Source organism: Acidovorax sp. (assembly GCF_034519795.1).
Lineage (GTDB): Bacteria > Pseudomonadota > Gammaproteobacteria > Burkholderiales > Burkholderiaceae_C > Acidovorax.
In genome coordinates, this window is sequence record NZ_JAXHOB010000015.1 from 51,330 (window position 1) to 74,556 (window position 23,227).

Below are 23,227 nucleotides of genomic sequence, written 5' to 3' on the forward strand. Positions count from 1 at the left end.
CGGCCAGCCACCATGCACAAGCTTGTGACCGCCTTGCTGGTGGTGCTGACGGTGCTGTACCCGCTGGGCGTGTACCTGGCCATCGGCCATGTGGCGCCGCAGTGGCTGGCCGTGCTGCTGGTGGCGCTGGCCGTGGCGCGCGCCGTGGTCGCGCGCCAGCGCTTCTGGTGGGCCGTGGCCTCGGGCGCGGCGGTGCTGGCCCTGGCCGCCTGGTGGCAGGGCGATGCGCTGGCCGTCAAGCTCTACCCGGTGCTGGTCAATGCCGTGCTGCTGGTGGTGTTCGCGGTGAGCCTGCGCTACCCGCCCACGGTGGTCGAGCGCCTGGCCCGGCTGACCGACCCCGACCTGCCTGCGTCCGGCGTACGCTACACCCGCAAGGTGACCGCCGTGTGGTGCGTGTTCTTCGTGGCCAACGGCGCGGCGGCGGCCTACACCGCCGCCTTCAGCAGCGATGCCACCTGGGCGCTGTACAACGGGCTCATCGCCTATGGGCTGATGGGCTGCCTGATGGGCACCGAGTGGTGCGTGCGCCAGTGGGTCAAACGCCGCGGCGCGCTGGCTTGATTGTGAATTTTCCGTCCCTGTCCAACAACTCCAAGAATCCAGGAATCGCGCAAAGTGAAAGCATTTACAGCGCTGTCTGAAGTGGCCCTGCCGCAGGCCCGTGCGGCGGCACACGCGGTGTCGATCACCGGTGGTGGCACGGTGCAGCACGCCGACTGGGTGCTTTCCGTGCAGGCCTGGTGCGCCGCTTTCCAGCAGGTGCCGGGCGCCGAGGTGGGCCTGTACTTCGACGACCCGCTGGCCTTTGCCGCAGCCCTGTGGGGCGCCTGGCATGCCGGCAAGACCCCGGTGCTGGCCAGCGACCTGCAGCCGCACACCCTGGCGCACCTTCTGCCCCAGGTTCAGGCCTGCGCGGGCCTGCTGCCCGGTGCCTTGCAGCCCGATGCAGCCGCCGCCCCGGCTGTGGTGTTGCAGCCCCTGTCGCTGCGCACCGCCCAGGTGGTGCTGTTCACCTCGGGCTCCACGGGCGTGCCCGAGCGCATCGTCAAGCACCTGTCGCAGCTCGATGCCGAGGTGCATGCGCTGCAGGCCGTGTTCGGCCCCCTGATCGATGCGCCCGGCCTGCGCACGCTGGCCACCGTGTCGCACCAGCATATCTACGGCCTGCTGTTCCGCGTGCTGTGGCCGCTGGCGGCGGGCCGGACCCTGGGCACCGCGTTCCTGCGCTACCCCGAGGAGCTGGTGGCGCAGCTGTCGCAGCCAGGCCCTTGCGTGTTGATCTCCAGCCCCGCCATGCTCAGCCGCCTGCCCGATGCGCTCGACTGGGCGGCGGCGTCCCAGGGCCTGCGCGGCATCTTCTCGTCGGGTGGCCCCTTGCCGCCCGAGGCCTCGGCCCATGCCCTGGCGCTGCTTGGCCATTCCACGACCGAAGTCTTCGGCAGCTCCGAGACCGGCGGCATCGCCTGGCGGCGCAGGGCAGAGCAGGGCGATGCCTGGCAACCCCTGCCGGGCGTGCAGGTGCGCCTGGCCGACAGCGGCTGCCTGTCGGTGCGCTCGGGCCACCTGCCCGATGCCGATGCCTGGTGGGAGACCGCCGACCGCGCGCTGCCTCAGGACGGCGGCGCCGGCTTCGTGCTGCAGGGCCGGGCCGACAGAATCGTCAAGATCGCCGAAAAGCGCATCTCCCTGACCGCGATGGAAACCGCGCTGCTGGCCAGCGACTGGGTGGCCGCAGCCCGGGCCGTGGTGCTCGAAGCGCCCCCGGCCGCCGACCGCGTGGGCATGGTGCTGGCGCTCAGCGACGCCGGCTGGCTGGCCTTGCAGCAGCAGGGGCGCCGCTCACTGGGCGCTGCACTGCGCGCGCTGCTGGAGCCTTGCGTGGACCGCGTGGCCCTGCCGCGCAGCTGGCGCTATGTGCTGCGCCTGCCGCAGAACGCGCAGGGCAAGACCAAGCAGCACGACCTGCTGGCGCTGTTTCGCCCGCTCATGCCGCAGCCGCAGTGGACGGAGCGCGGCGAGCTGCGGGCCACGGCCACGCTGCAGGTGGACCCCGGGCTGCGCGTGCTCGACGGTCATTTCCCCGGCGCCCCCATCGTGCCCGGCGTGGCGCAGCTGCACTGGGTGGTGACCCTGGGCACGCAGGCCTTCGGCATCCCGGCAGCCTTTCTGCGGGCCGAGGTGGTCAAGTTCCAGCAGCCCATCCTGCCCGGTGCCAGCGTGCAGGTGCAGCTGCAATGGGTGCCCGACAAGGGCCAGCTGCAGTTCTCGCTGACCTCCCACCGGGGCCCGCACGCCAGTGGCCGCCTGGTGCAGGGAGGTGTGGCATGACGCACGCCGCATTCAACCCCGTCGCCATCATCCCCGTCTACAACCACCCCACCACCATCGGCAGCATGGTGCAGGGCGTGCTGGCAGCGGGCCTGCACTGCATCCTGGTCGACGACGGCTCCGAGCCTGGCTGCGCCGCCGTGCTCGACGCGCTGGCCGTGCAACAAGGCACTCAGGTCACCTTGCTGCGCCTGCCGCAGAACCAGGGCAAGGGCGGCGCCGTGATGACCGGCATGCGCCATGCGCTGGCGGCCGGCCACAGCCACGCACTGCAGATCGATGCCGACGGCCAGCACGCCGTGGCCGACATCCCGGCCTTCATTGCGCTGGCCCGGGCGCAGCCCGGCACCATGGTCTGCGGCGCGCCGCGTTACGACGCCAGCGTGCCCAAGGCGCGCCTGTACGGGCGCTATGCCACCCATGTGTGGGTGTGGATCAACACCTTGTCGCTGGACATCGAGGACTCGATGTGCGGCTTTCGCGTCTATCCGCTGCGCGAGGCCATCGGCGTGATGGACGGCGCGCGCATCGGCAAGCACATGGAGTTCGACACCGAGATCCTCGTGCGCATGCACTGGAAGGGCGTGCCCTTCATCACCCAGCGCACGGCCGTGACCTACCCGCAGGACGGGCTCTCGCACTTTCGCGTGTGGCGCGACAACGTGCTCATCTCGGGCATGCACACGCGCCTGTTCGGCGGCATGCTGCTGCGCAGCCCGCTGCTGCTGGCGCGCAAGCTCGTGGGGCGGCGCCGTACCGGGCAGGCGGCATGACGGCACCGGCGCCCGACGCCAAGGCTGCGGCCGCTGCGGCCGCTGCGCCGCACTGGGCGCAGATGGGCGAGAACACCTTCGTCGCGGGCATGTGGTTCATGGTGCAGGTGCACCGCTTTCTGGGGCGCTGGCCCTTTTTGCTGTGCCTGTACCCCATCGTCGCCTACTACTGGCTGGCCAGCCCGGTGGCGCGCCGCTCATCGCTGCAGTACCTGCAGCGCATGCAGGCGGCCCATGGCCCATGGCCCCACATGCCGGGCTGGCGCCAGAGCCAGCGGCACTTTCGCATGTTTGCGCAGGTGATCCTCGACAAGCTGCTGGCGCTGACCGGTCGCTACCCCTTCGACCGCGTGGCCTTCACCGGGCGCGAGCAGTTCAGTGCGCTGCTCCAGCAGCAGGGCCGGGGCGCCGTGGTGGTCACCGCGCACATGGGCTGCATCGAGCTGTGCCGGGCCATTGCCGAGCGGCACGCGGGCCTGCGCCTGAGCATCCTCGTGCACACGGCGCATGCAGAGCGCTTCAACCGCGTGCTGCAGCGTCTGGCGCCCGACAGCGGCGTGCAGCTGCTGCAGGTCACCGAGTTCAACGCCGCCACGGCCATGATGCTCAGCGAGCGCGTGGCGCGCGGCGAGCTCATCGCCATTGCCGGCGACCGCGTGCCCGTGCGCGAAAGCCGCGTCACGCATGCCACCTTCCTCGGGCACCAGGCGCCGTTTCCCTGCGGTCCCTACGTGCTGGCTTCCGTGCTCGAATGCCCGCTGTACTTCATGGGCTGCGTGCACGAGGGCGCAGGCTACGCCGTGGAGTTCGTGCCGCTGGCCGAGCGCGTGCTGCTGCCGCGCGCCCGGCGCGAGCAGGCGCTGGCCGAGTACGCGGCCCTGTTCGCGCAGCAGCTCGAGCGCATGCTGCGCAAGGCCCCCTACGACTGGTTCAATTTTTTCCCCTTCTGGGACCAGGGCGCGCCCGCGCGCCCTGCGCACACTGCATGATTCGTCACTTCCCCGCCACCCCATCGACCCGGAGGCCTGCGCATGTCCACTGAGAAAGAGCTGGCCTCGCGCGAGCGGCTCAGCCACGAGATCGAGATCACGCCTGCGTTCTACGACATCGACGTGATGGAGATCGTCTACCACGGCCACTACGTGCGCTTTCTCGAACTGGCGCGCAGCGCGCTGCTCGCCAAATTCGACTACGACTACCCGCGCATGCGCGAATCGGGCTATGGCTGGCCCGTGGTGGACATGCGCCTCAAGTACGTGCGCCCGGCCACCTTCGGCCAGGTGCTCAAGGTGCGCGCCACCATCACCGAATGGGAGAACCGCCTGCGCATCGACTACCTGATCAGCGACGCCGCCACGGGCCAGAAGGTCAACAGCGCCCACACCATCCAGGTGGCGGTGGACATGCAGACCCGTGCCATGTGCTTCGTCTGCCCGCCGGTGCTGTGGCAGCGGCTGGGGGTGGCACCATGAAGCCCGCTCTCTGGTTGCGGGCTGCCGCGCTGGCCCTGTGTGCGCTGGTGCTCGTGCCGGCCCATGGGGCAGAACCTGCGGCGCAGGAGCTGCTCGCCCAGGTGCGCCAGCGCGTGCACGACGCGCCCGTGGTGCGCGGTGGCTTCGAGCAGCTCAAGACCGTCAAGGGCTTCAAGCAGCCGCTGCGCTCCAGTGGCGACTTCGTCGTGGCGCGTGGCAAGGGCATCGTCTGGCATGTGCAGAGGCCCTTCGAGTCCACGCTGGTGGTGCGGCCCGACAGCCTGCAGTCGCGCGGCAGCGATGGCAAGCTCACCACGCAGATGCGCGCGCAGGACGAGCCCGTGCTGCGCACCGTCAACGCCATGCTGTTCGCCGTGATGTCGGCCAACCTGGCCGAGCTGGCCCAGCACTTCGAGGTGACCGGGCAGGTGGCCGCCAAGGGCTGGTCGCTGCACCTGGTGCCGCGTGACCCCACGCTGGCCCAGTGGCTCAGCGCGGTGGACCTGCAGGGCAACCAGTTCGTGCAGGAGGTCAGGCTGCAGGAGGCGCGCGGTGACGCCAGCGTGATCCGCATCCTCACACCCGTGGCCGAGACTGCGCTGCGCCCGCAGGACGCGGCGCAGTTCGAATGACGGCGCACCCCCCGGTGCAAGACGCACCCCCTGGCTGGCTCTGGCGCACGGCCGCACTGGCCTGGCTGCTGGTGCTCATCGCCGTGGGCGTGCACCAGTGGCAGTTCTGGACGCACGATGGCATCGACACCGATGTGATGGCCTTGCTGCCCGTGAACGAGCAGGCGCCCGACGTGGCCCTGGCCACCGAGCAACTGGTGGGCCAGATGTCGCGCCAGGTGGTGGTGCTGCTGGGCGCCAGCGAGTGGGCCGATGCGCGCGCCGCCGTGCAGGTGTTGCGCCAGTCCCTGGCCACAGGGGCCGGTGCGCGCCTGCGCGAGGACCCCGTCGCGCAAAAGACCTCCATGGAGGCCTCGCTCGGCTTCTACCAGCCCTGGCGCGAGCGCCTGCTCACGCCTGCGCAGCGCGCCCTGCTGGCCAGCACGCCCGATGCCGCGCTGGTGCAAAAGGCGCTGCAGGACCTGTACCAGCCCGCCGTGCAGGCCCGCCTGTCCGACTGGGTGAGCGACCCCCTGGGCCTGTGGACCCAGTGGTGGACGGCGCGCGGCGCGCAAAGCCAGGCCCGCCCGCGCGACGGCGAGCTGTGGGTGGCGGCCGATGGCCAGCAGTGGGCGGTGCTGCAGTTCACCCTGGAGGGCTCGGCCTTTCGCCTGTCGGGCGAGCCGGTGCTCGATGGCGCCTTGCAGGCCGCGCTGGCCCAGGTGCGCGCGAAGTGGCCGGATGCCCGCATGCTCACCGCTGGCGTGCCCCTGCATGCCGAGGCGGCCGCGGTGCAGGCCAACTGGGAGATCAACACCATCGGCTGGGGCTCGCTGGCCGGTGTGCTGCTGCTGGCCTGGCTGGCGTTTCGCTCGCTGCGGCCGGTGGCGTTGGTGGGCGTGTCGCTGCTGGTGGGCTGCGCGGTGGCGCTGTCGGTCACGGCGCTGTTCTTCGGGCAGGTACACCTCTTGACCCTGGTGTTCGGCGCCAGCCTGGTGGGCGTGGCCGAGGACTACGGCATCCACTACTTCGCCAGCCGCCAGGGCGCGCCCGGGCGCAGCCCGCATGGGCTGATGCGCGCTCTGATGCCGGCGCTGTGGCTGGCCCTGGGCACCAGCGCCATCGCCTACCTGGCGCTGGGCGCAGCGGCCTTCCCGGGCCTGCGGCAGATGGCGGTGTTCTCGGTGGTGGGGCTCACGGCCGCCATGCTCACCGTGGTCTGCTGGTTCCCCTGGCTCGACCGGGGCGCCATGCCGCACAGCCCTGTGGCCCAGCGCATCGGCCAGACGCTGATGGCCTGGCCGCGCTGGCGCCAGGCGCTGCCCGGCTCGGTGGCGGTGTGCGTGGCCATGGCGTTGCTGCTGTGGCTGCTGGGTGGCCTGCGCGCGCAAGACGACGTGCGCCAGCTGCAGAACGCATCCCCATCGCTCGTGGCCCAGCAGCGCCAGGTGGGCGAGATCCTGGGCCTGCCCAGCCCGGCGCAGTTCTACCTGGTGCAGGGCAACACGCCCGAGCAGGTGCTGCAGCGCGAAGAAGAACTCAAGGACCGGCTCGACGCCCTGGTGGCGCGCCAACTGCTGGTGGGCTACAGCGCGGTATCGGACTGGGTGCCCTCGGCCCGGCGCCAGGACAGCGATGCCCTGTTGGTGGCCCATGCGCAGGATGCCGTGTTCAAGGGCGTGAACGCCGCGCTGGGCGAAAGCTTTGCCCGGCACGCCACGCCGCCGCCCGCGCCGCTCACGGTGCAGGCGTGGCTGGCGCAGCCCATCTCGACCGCCGCGCGGCCGCTGTGGCTGGGCGAACGCGAGGGCCGCTACCGCAGCCTGCTGATGCTGCGCGGCGTGACGGACCTCGCATCGCTGCCCGCGCTGGCCGGGGCTGCCGAGGGCCTGGAAGGCGTGGCCTGGGTCGACAAGCCGGCCGAGATATCCGCCCTGCTGCAGCGCTACCGCATCTCCATGACCGAGCTGCTGCTGCTGGGCCACGTGCTGGTGCTGGCCGCCCTGTGGCTGCGCTTTGGCCGCAAGGCCTGGCGCGCCTGGATGCCCACCGTGCTGGCCAGCCTGGTGGTGGTGGGCGTGCTCACCGCCTTCGGGGCGCCCTGGCAGCTGTTCAACGTGCTGGCGCTGATGCTGCTGCTGGGCGTGGGCATCGACTACGGTATCTTCCTGCAGGAGCATGAGGACGACCCCCATGCCTGGCTGGCGGTGGTCATTGGCGCGGGCAGCACCTGGCTGTCGTTCGGGCTGCTGGGCCTGTCTGCCACGCCGGCACTCAAGGCCTTTGGCCTCACCCTCATGCTGGGCCTGCCGCTGGTGCTGGTGCTGGCGCCGCTGTTTCGCAGCGTTACGAACAACAAGGAACATTGATGCAACAACGCCGACTGGAACAGACCGAGGTGCTGATCGTGGGCGCGGGCCCCTCGGGCGCCGTGGCCGCAGGCCTGCTGCGCAAGCAGGGCCGCCAGGTGCTGGTGCTGGAGAAAGAGAGCTTTCCGCGCTTTTCGATCGGCGAAAGCCTGCTGCCGCAAAGCATGGCCTACATCGAAGAGGCCGGCATGCTGCAGGACGTGGTGGAGGCGGGCTTCCAGTACAAGAACGGCGCGGCCTTCGCCAAGGGCGATCTGCGCACCGAGTTCGACTTTCGCGACAAGTTTTCGCCCGGCTGGGGCACCACCTACCAGGTGCAGCGCGGCCACTTCGACAAGGTGCTGGCCGATGCCGCCGAAAAGGCCGGCGCCGAGCTGCGCTACCGCCACACCGTGACGGCGGTGGACGTGTCGGGCGAGCAGCCCGAGGTGTCTGTCACCTCGCCCGAGGGCGAGGAGTACACCGTGCGCGCGCGCTTCCTGCTCGACGCCAGCGGCTTCGCGCGCATCCTGCCGCGCATGCTGCAGCTCGAGCGCCCGTCGGACTTCCCGGTGCGCGGGGCGCTGTTCACCCACATCGAAGACGGCATCGCCCATGGCGACATGGACCGCAGCAAGATCCTGATCTCGGTGCACCCGGTGCACCACGAGGTCTGGTTCTGGACCATCCCCTTCTCCGGCGGCCGCTGCTCGCAGGGCGTGGTGGCCACGCCCGAGTTCCTGGCGCGCTACGAGGGCAGCGAGGTCGAGCGCCTGCGCGCCATCATCGCCGAGACCCCGAGCCTGGCCCATGTGCTGCGCAACGCCACCTGGGACACGCCGGGCCGCTCCATCACCGGCTATGCGGCCAACGTCACCGCGCTGTGGGGCAAGGGCTTTGCGCTGCTGGGCAACGCGGGCGAGTTCCTGGATCCGGTGTTTTCGAGCGGCGTGACCATCGCCGTGACCTCGGCCAGCCTGGCCGCGCGCTGCATCGATCGCGCCTGGCGCGGCGAGGCGGTGGACTGGCAGCAGGACTATGCCGTGCCGCTGCAGGCGGGGGTGAACACCTTCCGCGCCTTCGTGCAGGGCTGGTACGACGGCGGCTTTCAGGACGTGATCTTCCACGAGCAGCACAGCCCCGAAATCCGCCGCATGATCGCCTCCATCCTGGCCGGCTACGCCTGGGACGCGAAAAACCCCTATGTCGCCGAGCCGCAGCGCCGCCTGCAGGTGCTGGGCGAGGTGTGCCGCATGCAGCAACAGCAAGCCCAGCAACCCGTGTCCGTGCCCGCATGAGCCTGGCCAGGCCTGGATGGGCTGCCCTGTTCGTGCTGCTGCTGCTGCTGGCAGGCTGCGCATCGCTCGTCGCGCGCCCCGATGCCGCGCGCAGCCCGCTGCTGGCGCTGTCGCCTGCGGCGCTGCGCTGCGAGGTCGCCGTGCAGCAGCGCCTCACGGTGCAGGTGCCCGGCAGGCCCGCGCAGCAGCTCGAATCCCTGCTTGAAGTGGATGCCGAGGCCGTGCGCCTGGCCTTCTTCGTGATGGGGCAGGGCATGGGCACCCTGGTGTGGGACGGCTGGCAGTGGGACAAGCAGCTCTCGCGCCACTGGCCCGCGCAGCTCGCGCCCGAGCAGGTGCTCAGCGACCTGCAGCTCGCCTTCTGGCCCGCGCGCGCCGTGCAGCGCGCCGTGCAGCCGCCCTGGAGCGTGGAGGCCGGCCCCACCGGGCGCCGCCTGCTGCGCGATGGCCGCGAGCAAGTGCGCGTGCAGTTCGTTGGCGACTCGGCCGTCGAGATCATTTACCCCGGGGGCCCTTTCACCTTGCGCGTCGAATCGCCCGGTGGCTCCCGTCTGTGCGCCCCGGCGCAGGAGTTGCCGTGATGGCCCGCCCGCATGTCTACCTGAACGCCGCATCGGCCTGCAGCGCACTGGGGCTCAGCGCGGCACCGATGCGCGCCCACCTGTTCTCCGCCACCGACCCGCAGACCCTGCAGTGGACCGAGCGCTACTCCCCCGGCCGTACCCTGCCGCTGGGCTGCCTGCCCGAGGGCGCGGTGCTGCCTGACCTGGCCTTTGCGCCGCCACACCAGCGCTCGCGCAACAACGCGCTGGCCTGGGGCGCCGTGCAGGCCTTGCACGGCGCGGTGCAGCAGGCCATCGACCGCTTCGGCCCCACGCGCGTGGCCCTGGTGGTGGGCACCAGCACGGGGGGCATCGAAGAGGGCGAGGAGGCCGCCCGCCACCTGGCGTGCGAAGGGTGCTTCCCCCCCGGCTTCGAGTACCCCGTGCAGGAGATGGGCAACGTGGCCGCGTTCCTCGCGCAGCACCTGGGCATCCGCGGGCCTGCGCACACCATCTCCACCGCCTGCTCCTCGGGGGCCAAGGCCCTGGCCTCGGCCGCGCGGCTACTGCAGTCGGGCATGGCCGATGTGGTGCTGGCCGGTGGCGTGGATGCGCTGGGCCGCTTTACCGTGGGCGGCTTCAGCGCGCTGGAGGCCGTGTCCGCCGAGCGCTGCAACCCCCTGTCGGCCCACCGCCGCGGCATCAACCTGGGCGAGGCCGCCGCTTTTTTCCTTGTGGGCCGCGACGCGGGCCCCGTGCGCCTGGCCGGCTGGGGCGAATCGCAGGACGCGCACCATATGTCCGCCCCCGACCCCACGGGCCAGGGCGCTGCGGCGGCCATGCAGCAGGCGCTGGCGCGCGCCGGCATGCCGCCCGCGGCTGTGGACTACGTCAACCTGCACGGCACGGCCACGCCGCACAACGATGCGATGGAGAGCCGCGCGGTGCAAGCTGTGTTGGGCCTGGAAGTCGCGGTAAGCTCCACCAAGCCGCTCACCGGCCATGCCCTGGCCGCCGCCGGCGCGCTGGAGGCCGTGGTGGCCTGGCATGTGCTGCAGGACAATCCCCAAGGCGTGCTGCCCGTGCACTGGTGGGACGGCGTGGCCGACCCCGCCATGCCGGCCCTGGCCGCCGTGGCGCCGGGCATGCAGCTCGGGCGCGCGGCGCGTGCCGTGATGAGCAACTCCTTTGCCTTTGGCGGCAGCAACAGCAGCCTGCTGTTCGAAGCCGCCTGATGATGGACGACAAGCCGATGAGCAGTGAACTTCTACCCATAGAGAACTACGTGCCCCACCGCGACGCGATGCTGCTGCTGGACCGCCTGCTGTCGGCCGACGCGGACAGCGCCGTGGCCGAGGTCACGGTGCCGCAGGGCGGCCTGTTCCTGCACGATGCCGGCATGCCCTCCTGGGTGGGCATGGAGTACATGGCGCAGACCGTGGCCGCCTGGTCCGGCTGGAACGCCCTTCACAAGGGGCAGCCCGTGAAGATCGGCTTTCTGCTGGGGTCGCGCAAGTACGAGGCGGCGCAGGCCTTCTTTGCCCCCGGCACCCGGCTGGTGGTGAGTGTGCACTGCGACCTGATGGGGGACAACGGCCTGGGCATGTTCGACTGCCGGATCCACACCGAAGATGAGAAGGAATTGGCAAGCGCGCGCATTTCCGTCTTTGAGCCGGAGGACGGCAAGGCCTATATTCCAACATCGCCTGCCGCCAGCCCCTGATCGGGCCGGCAGACAGACAAGATAGACAGACAGACAGCCGCGCCCAAAACCACCACAGACAACAGGCCATCGGTACCGAGAATGAATGAGTTGACGACGAAGACCACGACACCAGCGCCCGCAGCCACCACCGTGCTGGTCACCGGCTCCAGCCGGGGCTTAGGCCGCGCCATCGCGCTGCGCCTGGCCCGCGATGGCCACGACATCGTGGTGCACTGCCGCAGCGGCATGGACCAGGCCCTGAGCGCCGTGGCCGCAGTCGAAGCCCTGGGCCGCAGCGCCCGCGTGCTGCAGTTCGACGTGGCCGACCGCGCCGCCTGCGCCGCCGCGCTCGAAGCCGACATGGACGCCCACGGCGCCTACTACGGCGTGGTCTGCAATGCCGGCATCGCCATGGACAACGCCTTTCCCGCCATGACCGGCGAGGAATGGGACCGCGTGGTGCACACCAACCTGGATTCCTTCTACAACGTGCTGCACCCGGTGGTCATGCCCATGGTGCGCCGGCGCAAGCCGGGGCGCATCGTCACGCTGGCATCGGTCTCGGCGCTCATGGGCAACCGCGGGCAGGCCAACTACAGCGCGGCCAAGGCCGGCGTGATCGCCGCGACCAAGTCGCTGGCCATCGAGCTGGCCAAGCGCAGCATCACCGTCAACTGCGTGGCCCCGGGCCTGATCGACACCGACATGGTCAGTGCAGAGGTGCTGGAGCACGCCCTGGAGATGATTCCCATGCGCCGCATGGGCACGGTGGACGAGGTGGCCGGCGCGGTCGCCTTCCTGCTGGGGGCCGAGGCGTCCTACATCACGCGCCAGGTGATCTCGGTCAACGGGGGGATGGTCGGATGAGCGCTTCCATCACCACCACCGGCAACAACAGCGGCAAGCGCCGAGTGGTCGTCACCGGCATCGGCGCCATCAGCCCGCTGGGCAACGACTGGGCCGCCGTGCGCAGCCAGCTGCAAAGCGGGCGCAACGTGATCCGCCGCATGCCCGACTGGGCCGTCTACGAGGGCCTGAACACCCAGCTGGCCTGCACCGCCGCACCCTTCGAGCTGCCCGCGCACTACAACCGCAAGACCATGCGCAGCATGGGCCGCGTGGCGGTGATGGCCACGCGCGCCACCGAGATCGCGCTCACGAGCGCCGGCCTGCTGGGCGACCCCTTCGTCACGGGCGGGCAGATGGGCATCTCGTACGGCTCCTCGGCCGGCACGCCAGCGGCCATCGGCGACTTCGGCCGCATGATCGCCGGCAAGAGCACCGAGGGCATCAACGCCAACACCTACATCAAGATGATGTCGCACACCGCCGCGGTGAACATCGGCGTGTTCTTCGGCGCCACGGGGCGCATCATCACCACCTCCAGCGCCTGCACATCGGGCAGCCAGGGCCTGGGCTACGCCTACGAGACCATACAGAGCGGCAGGCAACTGGCCATGCTGGCCGGCGGCGCCGAAGAGCTCGACGCCATCCAGGCGGCGGTGTTCGACACCCTGTTCGCCACCAGCACCAAGAACGACACGCCCGAGCTCACGCCCCGGCCCTTCGATGCCCAGCGCGACGGCCTGGTGCTGGGCGAGGGCGCCTGCACCTTCGTGCTCGAAGAGCTCGAACACGCCCGCGCCCGGGGCGCGCAGATCCTGGGCGAGATCATCGGCTTCGGCACCAACTCCGACGGCACCCACGTCACCCACCCCAACGCCGACACCATGGCCCAGGCCATGCGCATGGCGCTGGACGACGCCGGCCTGGCCCCCGAGGCCATCGGCTACATCAACGCCCACGGCACGGCCACCGACCAGGGCGACATCGCCGAGAGCCACGCCACCCAAGCGGTGTTCGGCAGCACGGTGCCCGTGAGCACGCTCAAGGGCTACATGGGCCACACCCTGGGCGCCTGCGGCGCGCTGGAGGCCTGGATGGCGCTCGAAATGATGCGCGAAGGCTGGTTTGCGCAGAACGCCAACCTCACCGAGCCCGACCCGCGCTGCGGCGCGCTCGACTACATCATGGGCCAGGCACGCCAGCTCGATACCGACGTGGTGATGAGCAACAACTTCGCTTTCGGCGGCATCAACACATCCTTGATTTTCAAACGTTGGAGGGAGTAGAAAAAATGGCAATTCACACATCCATCGGCCGCGTCAGCGCCCTGGCCATCGGCGCCGTGCTGGCACTGGCCCTGCACAGCGGCACGGTGCATGCGCGCGCCGAGGCGCTCGTCGATGCACCGCAGGTCGTCTTCTCCAGCGCATACATGCCCACCCAGGCACAGGTGCGCGAGCGCATCATCCTGGCCGGCCAGTCGCTGGGCTGGGTCGTGACCCGCGAAGCCCCGGGCTCCCTGGAGCTGGAGTACGACAAGCAGAACGGCAAGCACAAGGCCGCCATCGTGGTGCGCTACGACCACACGGGCTACAAGATCGACTACCTGAGCAGCCACAACCTCAACTACGCCGATGCGGGCGAGGGGCGCCGCATCCACCCCAACTACAACCGCTGGATCCGCAACCTCATGCAGCGCATCAGCACCGGCGCCTGAAGCCTGGCGCGCAGCGCCGGGGCACGCCCGCCATTCAAAATCGCCTCTCCCGCGCGGAGGGGCAACTACCCCGCAGGAGAACCCGCATGAAGCATTGGATACTGGCACTGGCCGCGCTGTCGGCCATGGGCGCGGCGCAAGCCCGCAATACCGTTCTGACACTGCCCCTGGACGAAGTGGTGCGCATGGGCATGGAGCAGGGCAAGCTCGATGGCAGCGTCAAGTTCTACCTCTCGGGCGCCAAAACGCCCCGGGTCAGTGCCCGCATGGGCGAAGACATCGCCAACAAGAAGACCAACGGCGTGGGCAAGGACGATGCCGACGGCTGCAAATGGGCGGCGCTGTCGGCGCTGATCGCCTTCCAGGAATCGGCCAAGCAAAAGGGCGCCAACGCCGTGGTCGACCTGCACAGCTTTTACAAACGCGCCACCGTCAAGGACCCGGTCACCTACCAGTGCCATGCCGGCGCCGTCGTGATCGGCGTGACGCTCAAGGGCACCTACGCCAAGGTGTGAGCGCCATGCCGCATGCGCACATGCATCGCGTGCAACCATACATCCCACAGGGAAGAAACACATGACCATGAAGGCAAGCACCGCCAGGCAATTGACCCTGGCTCTGGCCGCCCTGGCGGCCTTGGCCGCCACGCCCCTGGCGCAAGCGCGTGACAAGGTCTCGCTGCTGCCGCTGGAAGAGGCCGTGCGCCTGGGCATCCAGGAAGGCAAGCTCGACGGCAGCGTGAAGTTCTACCTCTCGGGCGCGCCCACGCCACCGGGGCAGGGCGCGGCCCTGGGCGAAGAGCACGTCAACCGCCGCACCAGCAATGGCGGCAAGGAGCCCGTGTTCGCATGCCACTGGGCCGCCCTGTCCGGCCTGATCGCCCTGCAGGACAGCGCCAAGGCGCGGGGCGCCAATGCCGTGGTCGATCTGCACAGCTTCTTCAAGGAAAAGACCTTCAAGGACCCCGTCAACTTCGAGTGCTACACCGGCAACATGATGACCGGCGTGACCCTGAAGGGCACCTACGTGCGCACGGCACCGTGAGTGCGCAGCGGCCGGTCGTCCCCGGCCGGCTGCACCTGCTGCTGGCCGCACAAGCCCCCCTGGCCGCGCGCACGCAGCACATGCCCCCCGGCTGGCTGAGCGCGGGCGAGCAGGCCCGCCTGGCCACCCTGCAACACCCGGCCCGGCGTGCCGAGTTCCTGGCCTGCCGCCATGCCCTGCGCCAGCTGCTGGCCCTGGGCAGCAACACGAGCACCGGCGACTGGCGGCTGGACGCCCCCGAGGGCCGTGCGCCGCATCTGAATGCGCAGCACCATGGCGAGCAAGCTGCCGCATCCACCCACCTGTCCCTGTCCCACAGCGGCGCGTACCTGGCCTGTGCCCTGGGCCATGGCCAACCGGTGGGCATCGACCTGGAAGTGAAAGACCTGCACGCTGGCCGGCGCGACGTGCTCGCTCTGGCCGCCATGGCCTGTTCGCCGGGAGAGTTGGCGCAGCTGCAGGCCCTGGACGACGGCCCCGTTCGGTACCGCCACTTTCTGCAGATCTGGAGCTTGAAGGAGGCGTACTTCAAATGCACCGGCACGGGGGTTGATTTTTCGTCGATCCGGCGCATCGCGTGCATGCCCGCGCAAGTGTCTGCCCACGGGCCCGCAGCGGCGCAGAACCAGGTGCTGGCCTGCGCGCATTCCTGGCACGGTGTTGTGGGGCCGGGCCTGGACATGCTGCTTTCCGTGTGCGTGCACGCAGCCGAAGGCATGCCATCGTGCGCGCTGCAGGCCGATGAGGGCATCGACTGGCGGGGGGGCGGCGATTGGTGGCTGGTGGCATTGCCCGGATGATGGGATGGTCCGGGTCCGCGCGTGCCGTGCCTGCGGGCCGGTTGCAGGCCCGGGACGGTGTCTCAAGAGGGTATGATCGCGGCCTTGGAACAAGCTGGTCTGGCGCTATGCTCTGCTGAGCGGCGTCAAACACCATGGCATCCAACATCGATGCGATCTGCCTGTAGCTCAACTGGATAGAGCAATAGCCTTCTAAGCTATAGGTCGGGGGTTCGAGTCCCTCCAGGCAGGCCAATATTCTTCTCTGTGGCAGAAGTTTTTTCCGCCAACGGTGGGCCGAGTCGCCCCAAAAGGGCCGGGCCAGGCGCGCGAAGGTCCATTCAACCGCAGTGCGCGCTTTCGGCCATGCCGGTGGCCGCCCTACTGGCCCCACGCCCCCCGCACACTCAGGCAGCTCACCTCGTTCTTGGTGTGCAGCAGCTTGCTCGGCGGTATCACCACCACCGCCTGCGCATTCTTGCGCAGGGGCTTTTTCAGCCGCACATGCACGATGTTGGGCGGCTGTTTCTTCTCCTGGCAGCTGTCGATCCAGAAGGCCAGCACCACACCCGCGATGGTTTGGCCGGTGCTGTTCTCCATGTGGATGAAGGTGGTGTCGTCCTCGTACTGCCACCAGGTCTGGTCGTCGTTGAGCTTTTCCACTTCGAAGGTCTTGCGCTCTGTGGTGGGCACGATGGTGCCGCCGAGCTCGGCGAGCTTGCCTTCGCTCACCTGGCCCTGCAGTTCTTCCACCCGCTCAAAGTAGCTCTTGCTGAGCTTGGGGGCGACCTTGGCTGCCGGTGCGGTTGCTGCCGGTGCCGCCGCCGGCTGGGCCCACGACGCTGCGGGCGATGCCAGCACCAATGCCAGCGCAAGACCGGCCGTGGCCAGGAATCCATGGTGGTGGCGGGAGAGGGGCCCAGCGACATGCCCGGCGGGGCAGGGCAGGGGGGTGGTGGTCGGTGGGATCATGGGGTGAATTTCAGGGCGCAGCATTGCCCTTGATTTTTGCACCGCGCGTGCTTGCGGTTATAAGATTGCTGGCAGCTTGTGTGAACTAAGGCACGCTATTTGCCTGCTTGTTTCAAGCAAGCACCCGTCCCGGTTTTTCCACCGTTTTTCACCACCATGCCCCACAGCGTCAACCTCATCCACACCATCGCTGCCGCGCTCGGGCTGGCGCTGGCGTTGGGGTTTGTCGCCACGCGGCTGCGGCTGCCGGCGCTGGTGGGTTACCTGCTGGCCGGGGTGGTGATCGGGCCGTTCACGCCCGGCTTCGTGGCCGATGTGGGCATGGCCAGCCAACTGGCCGAGATCGGCGTCATGCTGCTGATGTTCGGCGTGGGCCTGCACTTCTCGCTGGGTGACCTGCTGGCCGTGCGCAAGATCGCCGTGCCGGGCGCCGTGGTGCAGATCATGGTGGCCACGCTCATGGGCATGGGCCTGGCCTACTGGTGGGGCTGGGGCCTGGGCGGGGCGCTGGTGTTCGGCCTGTCGCTGTCGGTGGCCAGCACGGTGGTGCTGCTGCGAGCGCTCGAAACCCTGGGCATTCTGGATACCTACACCGGCCGCATCGCCGTCGGCTGGCTGGTGGTCGAAGACCTGGTCATGGTGCTGGTGCTGGTGCTGCTGCCGCCCCTGGCCGGCGTGCTGGGCGGCACCGGGGCCGATGCCAGCACCGATGCCTCCGGCCTGCTCAAGACCCTGGGGCTCACGCTCTTGCAGGTGGGTGGCTTCGTGGTGCTGATGCTGGTGGTGGGGCGCCGCGTGTTCCCCTGGGTGCTGTGGCAGGTGGCCCGCACCGGCTCGCGCGAGCTGTTCACGCTGTGCGTGGTGGCGGCGGCCGTGGGCATCGCCTTCGGCTCGGCCGCGCTGTTCGGCGTGTCGTTCGCGCTGGGCGCCTTTTTCGCCGGCATGGTGATGCGCGAGTCCGAGTTCAGCCACCGTGCCGCGCAGGAGTCGCTGCCCCTGCGCGACGCCTTTGCCGTGCTGTTCTTCGTCTCCGTGGGCATGCTCTTCAACCCCGCCGTGCTGTGGGACCGCCCCCTGCAGGTGCTGGCCGTGGTGGCCATCATCATGGTCGGCAAGACGCTGGCGGCCGCCGCCCTGGTGCTGTCGTTCCGCTACCCGCTCAACACCGCGCTCACCGTGTCGGCCAGCCTGGCGCAGATCGGCGAGTTTTCGTTCATCCTGGTGGGCCTGGGCGCTTCGCTGGGCCTGCTGCCGGCTGAGGGCACGAGCCTGGTGCTGGCCGGCGCGCTGATCTCCATGGCGCTCAACCCCATGCTGTTCCACGCCATCGCCCCGCTGCAAGGCTGGCTGCGCACGCGCTCGGCCCTGGCGCGCCGGCTCGAAGAGCGCGACGACCCCCTGGCCGAGCTGCCCATGACCACCCACGCCAAGTTCCTCGCGCACCAGGTGGTGCTGGTGGGCTACGGCAAGGTGGGCCGCCGCCTGGCCGCCGCCCTGGCCGCCAACGACGTGCCCTTCGTCGTGGCCGAGCAAAACCGCGAGCTGGTCGAGGCCCTGCGCGCCAAGGGCATCGCCGCCGTGTTCGGCGACGCGGTGGAGCCCGCCGTGCTGATCCAGGCCCACATCGCCCGCGCCGCCATGCTGGTCATCGCCACGCCCGACACCTTGAAGGTGCGCCAGATGATCGCCACCGCCAGGCTGCTCAACCCCATGATCGAGACCGTGATCCGCAGCCACAGCGAGCAGGAGGCGCGCCTGCTGGAGGAGGAGAACGGCAGCACCGTCTTCCTGGCCGAAGAAGCCCTGGCCCAGGCCATGGTGCGGCATGTGATCGACCGCGCGAACGACATGGCGCGGCATGGGACGGCGACGACGCCGGCGCGCCTGCATGGGTCGGGGTGAGGGGCTGTTGGCAGTATCGGCTTGAGCCTCCCACCAAGCCGGTGGTACTGGTGCGCAAGGGCAATCACCTGTGCTTGCTGGACGACACAGCCACCCTTCGGTCTGCCCCGATGTGGCCAGCACGGCGAGTGCGGTCACGGCGGCCATCGCGGCAGGCGCGTGTTACACGCCCCGTTGACCGCGGGGCACCGCAGGGTGCAGCCGTGTGCAAAAGGCCGTACGAAGATCGTGCCCACCATGGCTTGCGCGCGGGCCTGGCTCCCAGCCTCACCCAGATGGGTGTGAGCGCCTATTTGTGACACCCGACACAGACGGATCGCCACGGCTCGGCAAAGATCGGAGCAGCCCCACCCTTGCGTGCGGACCTTACCGCACCGCCGCACTGCTGCGAGCGCGACACGGGTGGGCTGTCTTTTTTATCTTTTGAACCGAGAGGGTTTCGACCATGCCAGTGACGACCACCACACCGCCCCCATTGCCCAGTCCTTCTCGCGCACTCGCCAGCAACAGCACCGCCGCACTCAAAAAGCGACTGCAACGTATCGGCCATTTCGCCGTATTGATTGTTCCCATGCTCTCCGCATGCGGAGGCGGTTCCGACGGTTCGGTCGAAACGCCTGTCCCACCACCCGCTTCTTCGGCCACCTTGTCCCTTCTTGCTGGTTATCCGCTCAGTGAAGGCAATCAGGACGGCCCCACAAGCACGACCGCGAGCTTCAGCACGAACGTGGGAGGAATGGCCTTGACCAGCTCGGGGGAAGTGGTCATCGCAGATACCAACAATAGCCTGATACGTAAGCTCAGCGCCAATGGCGAGCAAGTCAGTACCTTGGCCGGAGGCTGGGTTCCTTCGGGTGCCACTCCTGGCACCCCATCCAGTTATTCGGACGGCAACGGCCAGAACGCGCGGTTCTACCGCCCCGCTGCGGTTGCCGTGGACGCAGCAGGAAACACCTATGTGGCCGATACCGCGAATCACCTGGTGCGCAAGATCAGCGCAGCAGGACTCGTGACCACCCTGGCTGGCCGGGCAGGGGTATGTGGTAACCAGGATGGTGCGGGCAACGGAGCCACCCTGTGCAACCCCAGCAGCATCGCCGTAGACAAGACAGGTACGGTCTATGTGTCAGAAGCTTTTCTCCCTGGTCCAACTCAAACAGGGCGAATCCGCAAGATCACTGCGGATGGTGCAGTGAGCACAATCGCCAGCCAAACCAGAGGACGGAGCCCACTCCTCGCCACGGATTCTGCGGGGACTCTCTACGCAGCAGACGCCGGACTGATCCTCAAGTACTCGGCAAACGGCCTGGCCACTGCGGTGTCGGGCACCGAAGGGCAGCTCGGCAAAACCATCGTGGCCATGACCTTCGACTCAGCTGATCGCCTGATTGTGCTGGACAAGGAGGTGATCTCCGAACTTATGCTCGGCCCCCCGTCCATACGGTATGTACGGCTTGGCATTCGCCATGTCGGCAGCGATGGACGTGTCACCACCCTGGTCAGCGCCCCATCCGACTGCCACAATTACAGCGGACGCAGCAACGATGACCTGTGTCAGGCCATTACCATGGTGGCCAAAGCCGATGGCCAATTCCTGGTGGCCGAAGGCATCGGCGGCAGCAGTACCTCCTATAAATACGTGCAGTTGCGCCGCTACACACAGCAGGGCAAGTACACGGTGGTCGCAGGCCCGGTTTCTCCCACAGGTGCCAAAGATGGGCAAGGCGATGCCGCGCGCTTTGACCAGCCTTCGGCGCTGGCCTTCGATGCATCGGGGATGCTGTATGTGCGCGACAAGGGCAACAACACCATCCGCACTGTGCAAGCAGACGGCGTGGTAGGCACCCTGGGCCAGCCCGGAGGGCGGTGCACTTCGATCACAGGCCTGGGCAGGGAATTGCTTGTAAGTGGAGTTTCCACAGTCCCCGGATCGGCCTTGGCCGCTGACGGAGCAGGCAACCTTTACACCTATATTGATTCCCGCATCCTGAAGTTGCGCAATTGCGAGGCCGTGCTTCTGGCGGATGTGAATCCATTGCTGATTGTGGATCCATCGACGGGCACGGGCAGACCCGCCGTCAACCCCATCACCGGCATTGCTGCGGACAGCACAGGCAACGTCTATGCGTCCTCCTACCAAGGAGTCATCTTCAAAATAGATACCAAAGGGACAGCCACATTGTTCGCAGGCAGCGAAGCCCAGTGGGGGCACAGGGATGGTCAAGGCCAAGCCGCAAGATTTTCGTGGCTGGGCAACATGACCACCGATGCAGCCGGTAACCTCTATGTGGTCGATAGCCTGAACAACTTCAAGAGCTTGGGACCAACCATCCGCAAGATCACTCCGTCTGGGCTCGTCAGCACTTTGGCAGGTAACCCCGACGCCTCCCCCGGCCATGCCGATGGCCTTGGTTCAGCGGCACTGTTCTCGGTTGATTGGCCAGAGGAGCCAAAGACCGCCAGCCTCGCGGTGGACAACAAAGGCAACGTGTATGTCTCCGACCCTGCCAACAGTGTGATCCGCAAGATCACTCCTGACGGCCAGGTCAGCACCCCCGTGGGACAGGTGGGACGCCGGGGATTTGCAGCAGTGGATCTGCCAGGCAGCATCGGCCGCCCCGCCGGCATTGCAATCCGTGATTCCAGGCTCTACATCTCCGTCCCCCATGCGGTGATCCAGGTCAGGCTTCCTGATTGATCCCAGGGTACCGAATCTTCTCAATGGCTTCCTTCATGGGAGCCAGCGAGTGACCGCCGCAGTACAGTCACGTAGGTGATGCGTGGCTTCTCATGGCCCACGATGTCCGCTGTGAGGTTCTCAGAGTCCCCAGCGTTTTTCAGCAAGGTCACCACGGTCTTTCTGATCGGGTGGAAGACCTTGTCGTTGGGGAACCCGAGAACCCGTTTCAGCCTTCCACGCCGGTGTCATCATGGCACCTGAACAAGGCCCGTTGACCTCTTCGGCGTGAACTTGCTTGCGGCTCAATAAACCCGCAGCACCTCAAACTGCTGTCGGATCGGGGCGACCTGTATCGACACCTCGTCACCCTCGCATTTGCCCAGCATGGCCCTGCCCAATGGGGCCTCAGTGCTGATGACCTGCACCAGCTGGGCGCCGCTGAGCAGCTTCATGCTGCCCCCATCCGGGCCGAGAAAGAGGTGTTGCTCCTTGCCGTCGGAATCTACCAGGCAGACCAGCGCGCCCAGCTGTATGCCCTGGCTGGCGTCGTAGGGGCGCGGGCGCCATTGGCGCCAATGCGCCATTGCCTGGCGGATGGCTTCGGCGCGCCGGGCCTGGCCGGTGGCCAGGTAGGCGGCTTCGAGCCCCAGGGTGTCGTATTTGTTTTCGGCGATGTTTTCTTCGTGGGTCGCCGTTTCATGGGCCGCCCGCATGGCCTGTTCGGCTTGCAGCAGGTCTTGGGCGAGCCGTTGCAGCACCTGCTGCTGCAGCAAGAATTTATCCATGGTGAACACTAGACGGCGCATCTCGAACATGCGGGGGACAGATTCTGTTGGCTGAAGTGGGACCCAGGCGGCCCAAGGGGCCGCTCAAACGCGAACCCCCATTCTCTGCGCACCGCCTGCTGGCCCGCGCACTGTCGTGGAAACCAGTCATTGCTTTGCCTGAACCACCATGCGCCGCCCAGCCCCCCAGCCGCTCCAGGCCATGGCCACCGCAAGCGCCCCCACCAGCCAGGTATTGGCCGCATAGCCCCCGGTCCACTCGCGCAGCACACCCACCAGCAGGGGCCCGCCAGCGGCCAGCAAGTAGCCCCAGCCTTGTGCCATGGCCGAGAGCTGTGCTGTGATCTGGGCATTGCCGCTGCGCATCACGATCAGGCTCAGGGCCAGCGCAAAGGCGCCGCCCTGGCCGCAGCCGAGCAGCACGGCCCAGAGCCAGCGGCCACCCAGCGGGCCGACCATCAGGCCCAGAAAAGCCACCAGGATCAGCGCGCTCATGCCCACGGCCAGCGCCCGCTGGTCGCGGCAGCGTGCGGCGAACGAGGGCACCAGCAGGCAGGTGACCAGTTGCGCCAGTATCGACACGGCCACGATGTAGCCTGCGTCCGCGCTGCCGATGCCGCGCTCCCGCAACAGGGGCGACAGCCAGCCCATCACGATGAAGGCCAGGGCCGATTGCAGGCCCATGAAGGCTGTCACCTGCCAGGCCAGGCGATCGCGCCAGAGTGCGCCGCCCCCTGCTGCCGCATCCAGTGGCTGGGCACGGGTGTGCCACGCCTGGGGCGCCCAGAGCAGCAGCACCAGCACGGCGGGCAGTGCCCAGAACGCCAGGGCCCGGGCCCAGTGCCCATCGAATGCCCCCACCATCAGCGGCACGGTCAAGGCCGTGGACGACGCGGCGCCCGCGCAGATCGCCAGTGTGTACAGACCGGTCATCAGCGCTGTGTGGCGGGCAAAGCTGCGCTTGACCAGGCCCGGCAGCAGCACATTGCCCATGGCGATGCCGGCCCCAGCGAGTACCGACGACGCAAACAGCGGCGCCAGCGTGCCCGCGGCGCGCAGCACGGTGCCCACGGTGATGAGCAGCAGGGCCAGCAGCAGCACCCGCTCCGGCCCGAACCGGCGCGCGAGGGCAGGCGTGGGCGCAGAAAACAGCCCGAGGCACACGATGGGCAAGGTGGTCAGCAGGCTGGCACCCACGGCCGACAGACCGGTGTCGCGCATGATTTCGGGCAAGACCACCGACAGGCTGCCAAACACCGGCCGCAGGTTGCAGGCGATGAGGACCAGGCTCAGGCCCAGCAGCAGCTTTTGGCTGTGCCCACCGCCTGGCTTCACCAGTTCAGGCGGCGCGGCATTGGGGTTGGGGTCTGCGGTTGGGGCCTGGGCACCCGTGAACGTGCGCAAGGCGGTTGTCGAATCTGG

The 23,227-nt window shown here is 68.6% G+C and carries 22 protein-coding genes and 1 tRNA gene; 20 read left to right on the forward strand and 3 right to left on the reverse strand.

Translation table 11 applies throughout. The features are described 5' to 3' along the window. Positions 1–12 precede the first annotated feature (12 nt). The 18 genes from U5N23_RS20410 (at position 13) to U5N23_RS20495 (ending at position 15,721) form a co-directional block, all read left to right on the forward strand. Positions 13–564 carry a hypothetical protein gene (locus tag U5N23_RS20410; RefSeq protein ID WP_322594572.1) on the forward strand — a complete coding sequence of 184 codons (552 nt, stop codon included), beginning with the start codon at positions 13–15 and terminating at the stop codon, positions 562–564. Between the two features lie 54 nt (positions 565–618). Continuing rightward, positions 619–2,331, forward strand: coding sequence for an AMP-binding protein (locus U5N23_RS20415; RefSeq protein WP_322594573.1), 1,713 nt, complete (start codon positions 619–621; stop codon positions 2,329–2,331). Then, complete coding sequence (locus tag U5N23_RS20420; RefSeq protein WP_322594574.1) at positions 2,328–3,104, forward strand: glycosyltransferase family 2 protein; 777 nt, start codon at positions 2,328–2,330, stop codon at positions 3,102–3,104. Before U5N23_RS20415 ends, U5N23_RS20420 begins: the two co-directional genes overlap by 4 nt. After that, positions 3,101–4,093, forward strand: a complete 993-nt coding sequence (locus tag U5N23_RS20425) for an acyltransferase (protein ID WP_322594575.1) — start codon at positions 3,101–3,103, stop codon at positions 4,091–4,093. Before U5N23_RS20420 ends, U5N23_RS20425 begins: the two co-directional genes overlap by 4 nt. 42 nt (positions 4,094–4,135) lie before the next feature. Continuing rightward, on the forward strand, positions 4,136–4,576 hold the full coding sequence (locus tag U5N23_RS20430) for an acyl-CoA thioesterase (protein WP_057268221.1): 441 nt from the start codon (positions 4,136–4,138) through the stop codon (positions 4,574–4,576). Beyond that, positions 4,573–5,208, forward strand: coding sequence for an outer membrane lipoprotein carrier protein LolA (locus U5N23_RS20435; protein WP_322594576.1), 636 nt, complete (start codon positions 4,573–4,575; stop codon positions 5,206–5,208). The genes U5N23_RS20430 and U5N23_RS20435 overlap by 4 nt, the downstream gene beginning before the upstream one ends. Next, the gene (locus tag U5N23_RS20440; protein ID WP_322594577.1) at positions 5,205–7,556 is read left to right on the forward strand and encodes a hypothetical protein; all 2,352 of its coding nucleotides are present in this window, start codon (positions 5,205–5,207) and stop codon (positions 7,554–7,556) included. Before U5N23_RS20435 ends, U5N23_RS20440 begins: the two co-directional genes overlap by 4 nt. Then, positions 7,556–8,833, forward strand: coding sequence for an NAD(P)/FAD-dependent oxidoreductase (locus tag U5N23_RS20445; protein ID WP_322594578.1), 1,278 nt, complete (start codon positions 7,556–7,558; stop codon positions 8,831–8,833). The genes U5N23_RS20440 and U5N23_RS20445 overlap by 1 nt, the downstream gene beginning before the upstream one ends. Then, the gene (locus tag U5N23_RS20450; RefSeq protein WP_322594579.1) at positions 8,830–9,414 is read left to right on the forward strand and encodes a DUF3261 domain-containing protein; all 585 of its coding nucleotides are present in this window, start codon (positions 8,830–8,832) and stop codon (positions 9,412–9,414) included. Before U5N23_RS20445 ends, U5N23_RS20450 begins: the two co-directional genes overlap by 4 nt. After that, positions 9,414–10,610, forward strand: a complete 1,197-nt coding sequence (locus tag U5N23_RS20455; RefSeq protein ID WP_322594580.1) for a beta-ketoacyl-ACP synthase — start codon at positions 9,414–9,416, stop codon at positions 10,608–10,610. Before U5N23_RS20450 ends, U5N23_RS20455 begins: the two co-directional genes overlap by 1 nt. 17 nt (positions 10,611–10,627) lie before the next feature. Next, entirely contained in the window at positions 10,628–11,098 is a 471-nt protein-coding gene (locus tag U5N23_RS20460; protein WP_322594581.1) for a hotdog family protein, read from the forward strand. A gap of 81 nt (positions 11,099–11,179) precedes the next feature. After that, positions 11,180–11,947 (forward strand): 3-oxoacyl-ACP reductase FabG, encoded by a 768-nt coding sequence (fabG, locus tag U5N23_RS20465; RefSeq protein WP_322594582.1) that lies wholly within the window; start codon positions 11,180–11,182, stop codon positions 11,945–11,947. Then, positions 11,944–13,212, forward strand: coding sequence for a beta-ketoacyl-ACP synthase (locus U5N23_RS20470; RefSeq protein ID WP_322594583.1), 1,269 nt, complete (start codon positions 11,944–11,946; stop codon positions 13,210–13,212). Before fabG ends, U5N23_RS20470 begins: the two co-directional genes overlap by 4 nt. A 5-nt stretch (positions 13,213–13,217) precedes the next feature. Further along, on the forward strand, positions 13,218–13,643 hold the full coding sequence (locus tag U5N23_RS20475) for a hypothetical protein (protein WP_322594584.1): 426 nt from the start codon (positions 13,218–13,220) through the stop codon (positions 13,641–13,643). Positions 13,644–13,729: 86 nt separating this feature from the next. Then, the gene (locus tag U5N23_RS20480) at positions 13,730–14,158 is read left to right on the forward strand and encodes an excinuclease ATPase subunit (RefSeq protein WP_322594585.1); all 429 of its coding nucleotides are present in this window, start codon (positions 13,730–13,732) and stop codon (positions 14,156–14,158) included. A 61-nt stretch (positions 14,159–14,219) separates the two neighbouring features. Continuing rightward, positions 14,220–14,687, forward strand: a complete 468-nt coding sequence (locus U5N23_RS20485) for an excinuclease ATPase subunit (protein WP_322594586.1) — start codon at positions 14,220–14,222, stop codon at positions 14,685–14,687. Beyond that, positions 14,684–15,487, forward strand: a complete 804-nt coding sequence (locus U5N23_RS20490; RefSeq protein WP_322594587.1) for a 4'-phosphopantetheinyl transferase family protein — start codon at positions 14,684–14,686, stop codon at positions 15,485–15,487. Before U5N23_RS20485 ends, U5N23_RS20490 begins: the two co-directional genes overlap by 4 nt. Positions 15,488–15,644: 157 nt before the next feature. Continuing rightward, positions 15,645–15,721 (forward strand) — tRNA-Arg (locus U5N23_RS20495). 126 nt (positions 15,722–15,847) lie between these two features. Here the strand turns inward: U5N23_RS20495 and U5N23_RS20500 are convergent. After that, positions 15,848–16,438: a hypothetical protein gene (locus U5N23_RS20500; RefSeq protein ID WP_322594588.1), complete on the reverse strand. Its 591-nt coding sequence runs from the start codon at positions 16,436–16,438 to the stop codon at positions 15,848–15,850. A gap of 156 nt (positions 16,439–16,594) precedes the next feature. Here U5N23_RS20500 and ybaL point away from each other — a divergent pair, with 156 nt between their 5' ends. Together ybaL and U5N23_RS20510 are read left to right on the forward strand one after the other, a co-directional pair. After that, a complete protein-coding gene (gene ybaL / locus U5N23_RS20505) occupies positions 16,595–18,340 on the forward strand; it encodes a YbaL family putative K(+) efflux transporter (protein ID WP_322594589.1) in 1,746 nt (581 codons plus the stop codon). A gap of 445 nt (positions 18,341–18,785) precedes the next feature. Beyond that, entirely contained in the window at positions 18,786–21,038 is a 2,253-nt protein-coding gene (locus U5N23_RS20510) for a hypothetical protein (protein ID WP_322594590.1), read from the forward strand. 284 nt (positions 21,039–21,322) lie between these two features. Here the strand turns inward: U5N23_RS20510 and U5N23_RS20515 are convergent, their stop codons facing one another. Together U5N23_RS20515 and U5N23_RS20520 are read right to left on the reverse strand one after the other, a co-directional pair. After that, a complete protein-coding gene (locus U5N23_RS20515) occupies positions 21,323–21,805 on the reverse strand; it encodes a GreA/GreB family elongation factor (RefSeq protein ID WP_322594593.1) in 483 nt (160 codons plus the stop codon). A 147-nt stretch (positions 21,806–21,952) separates the two neighbouring features. Then, positions 21,953–23,227, reverse strand: a 1,275-nt coding sequence (locus U5N23_RS20520; protein ID WP_322594591.1) for an MFS transporter, incomplete at its 5' end; no start/stop codon positions are given.

Excerpts from the sequence above, each read along its gene's own strand:
- U5N23_RS20455 (WP_322594580.1), top strand. The coding sequence starts at position 9,414 with ATGGCCCGCCCGCATGTCTACCTGAACGCCGCATCGGCCTGCAGCGCA.
- fabG (WP_322594582.1), top strand. The coding sequence starts at position 11,180 with ATGAATGAGTTGACGACGAAGACCACGACACCAGCGCCCGCAGCCACC.
- U5N23_RS20410 (WP_322594572.1), top strand. The coding sequence starts at position 13 with ATGCACAAGCTTGTGACCGCCTTGCTGGTGGTGCTGACGGTGCTGTAC.
- U5N23_RS20470 (WP_322594583.1), top strand. The coding sequence starts at position 11,944 with ATGAGCGCTTCCATCACCACCACCGGCAACAACAGCGGCAAGCGCCGA.
- U5N23_RS20510 (WP_322594590.1), top strand. The coding sequence starts at position 18,786 with ATGCCAGTGACGACCACCACACCGCCCCCATTGCCCAGTCCTTCTCGC.
- U5N23_RS20475 (WP_322594584.1), top strand. The coding sequence starts at position 13,218 with ATGGCAATTCACACATCCATCGGCCGCGTCAGCGCCCTGGCCATCGGC.
- U5N23_RS20425 (WP_322594575.1), top strand. The coding sequence starts at position 3,101 with ATGACGGCACCGGCGCCCGACGCCAAGGCTGCGGCCGCTGCGGCCGCT.
- U5N23_RS20485 (WP_322594586.1), top strand. The coding sequence starts at position 14,220 with ATGACCATGAAGGCAAGCACCGCCAGGCAATTGACCCTGGCTCTGGCC.
- U5N23_RS20515 (WP_322594593.1), bottom strand. The coding sequence starts at position 21,805 with ATGGATAAATTCTTGCTGCAGCAGCAGGTGCTGCAACGGCTCGCCCAA.
- U5N23_RS20440 (WP_322594577.1), top strand. The coding sequence starts at position 5,205 with ATGACGGCGCACCCCCCGGTGCAAGACGCACCCCCTGGCTGGCTCTGG.
- ybaL (WP_322594589.1), top strand. The coding sequence starts at position 16,595 with ATGCCCCACAGCGTCAACCTCATCCACACCATCGCTGCCGCGCTCGGG.
- U5N23_RS20460 (WP_322594581.1), top strand. The coding sequence starts at position 10,628 with ATGAGCAGTGAACTTCTACCCATAGAGAACTACGTGCCCCACCGCGAC.
- U5N23_RS20420 (WP_322594574.1), top strand. The coding sequence starts at position 2,328 with ATGACGCACGCCGCATTCAACCCCGTCGCCATCATCCCCGTCTACAAC.
- U5N23_RS20430 (WP_057268221.1), top strand. The coding sequence starts at position 4,136 with ATGTCCACTGAGAAAGAGCTGGCCTCGCGCGAGCGGCTCAGCCACGAG.
- U5N23_RS20445 (WP_322594578.1), top strand. The coding sequence starts at position 7,556 with ATGCAACAACGCCGACTGGAACAGACCGAGGTGCTGATCGTGGGCGCG.
- U5N23_RS20435 (WP_322594576.1), top strand. The coding sequence starts at position 4,573 with ATGAAGCCCGCTCTCTGGTTGCGGGCTGCCGCGCTGGCCCTGTGTGCG.
- U5N23_RS20500 (WP_322594588.1), bottom strand. The coding sequence starts at position 16,438 with ATGATCCCACCGACCACCACCCCCCTGCCCTGCCCCGCCGGGCATGTC.
- U5N23_RS20480 (WP_322594585.1), top strand. The coding sequence starts at position 13,730 with ATGAAGCATTGGATACTGGCACTGGCCGCGCTGTCGGCCATGGGCGCG.
- U5N23_RS20450 (WP_322594579.1), top strand. The coding sequence starts at position 8,830 with ATGAGCCTGGCCAGGCCTGGATGGGCTGCCCTGTTCGTGCTGCTGCTG.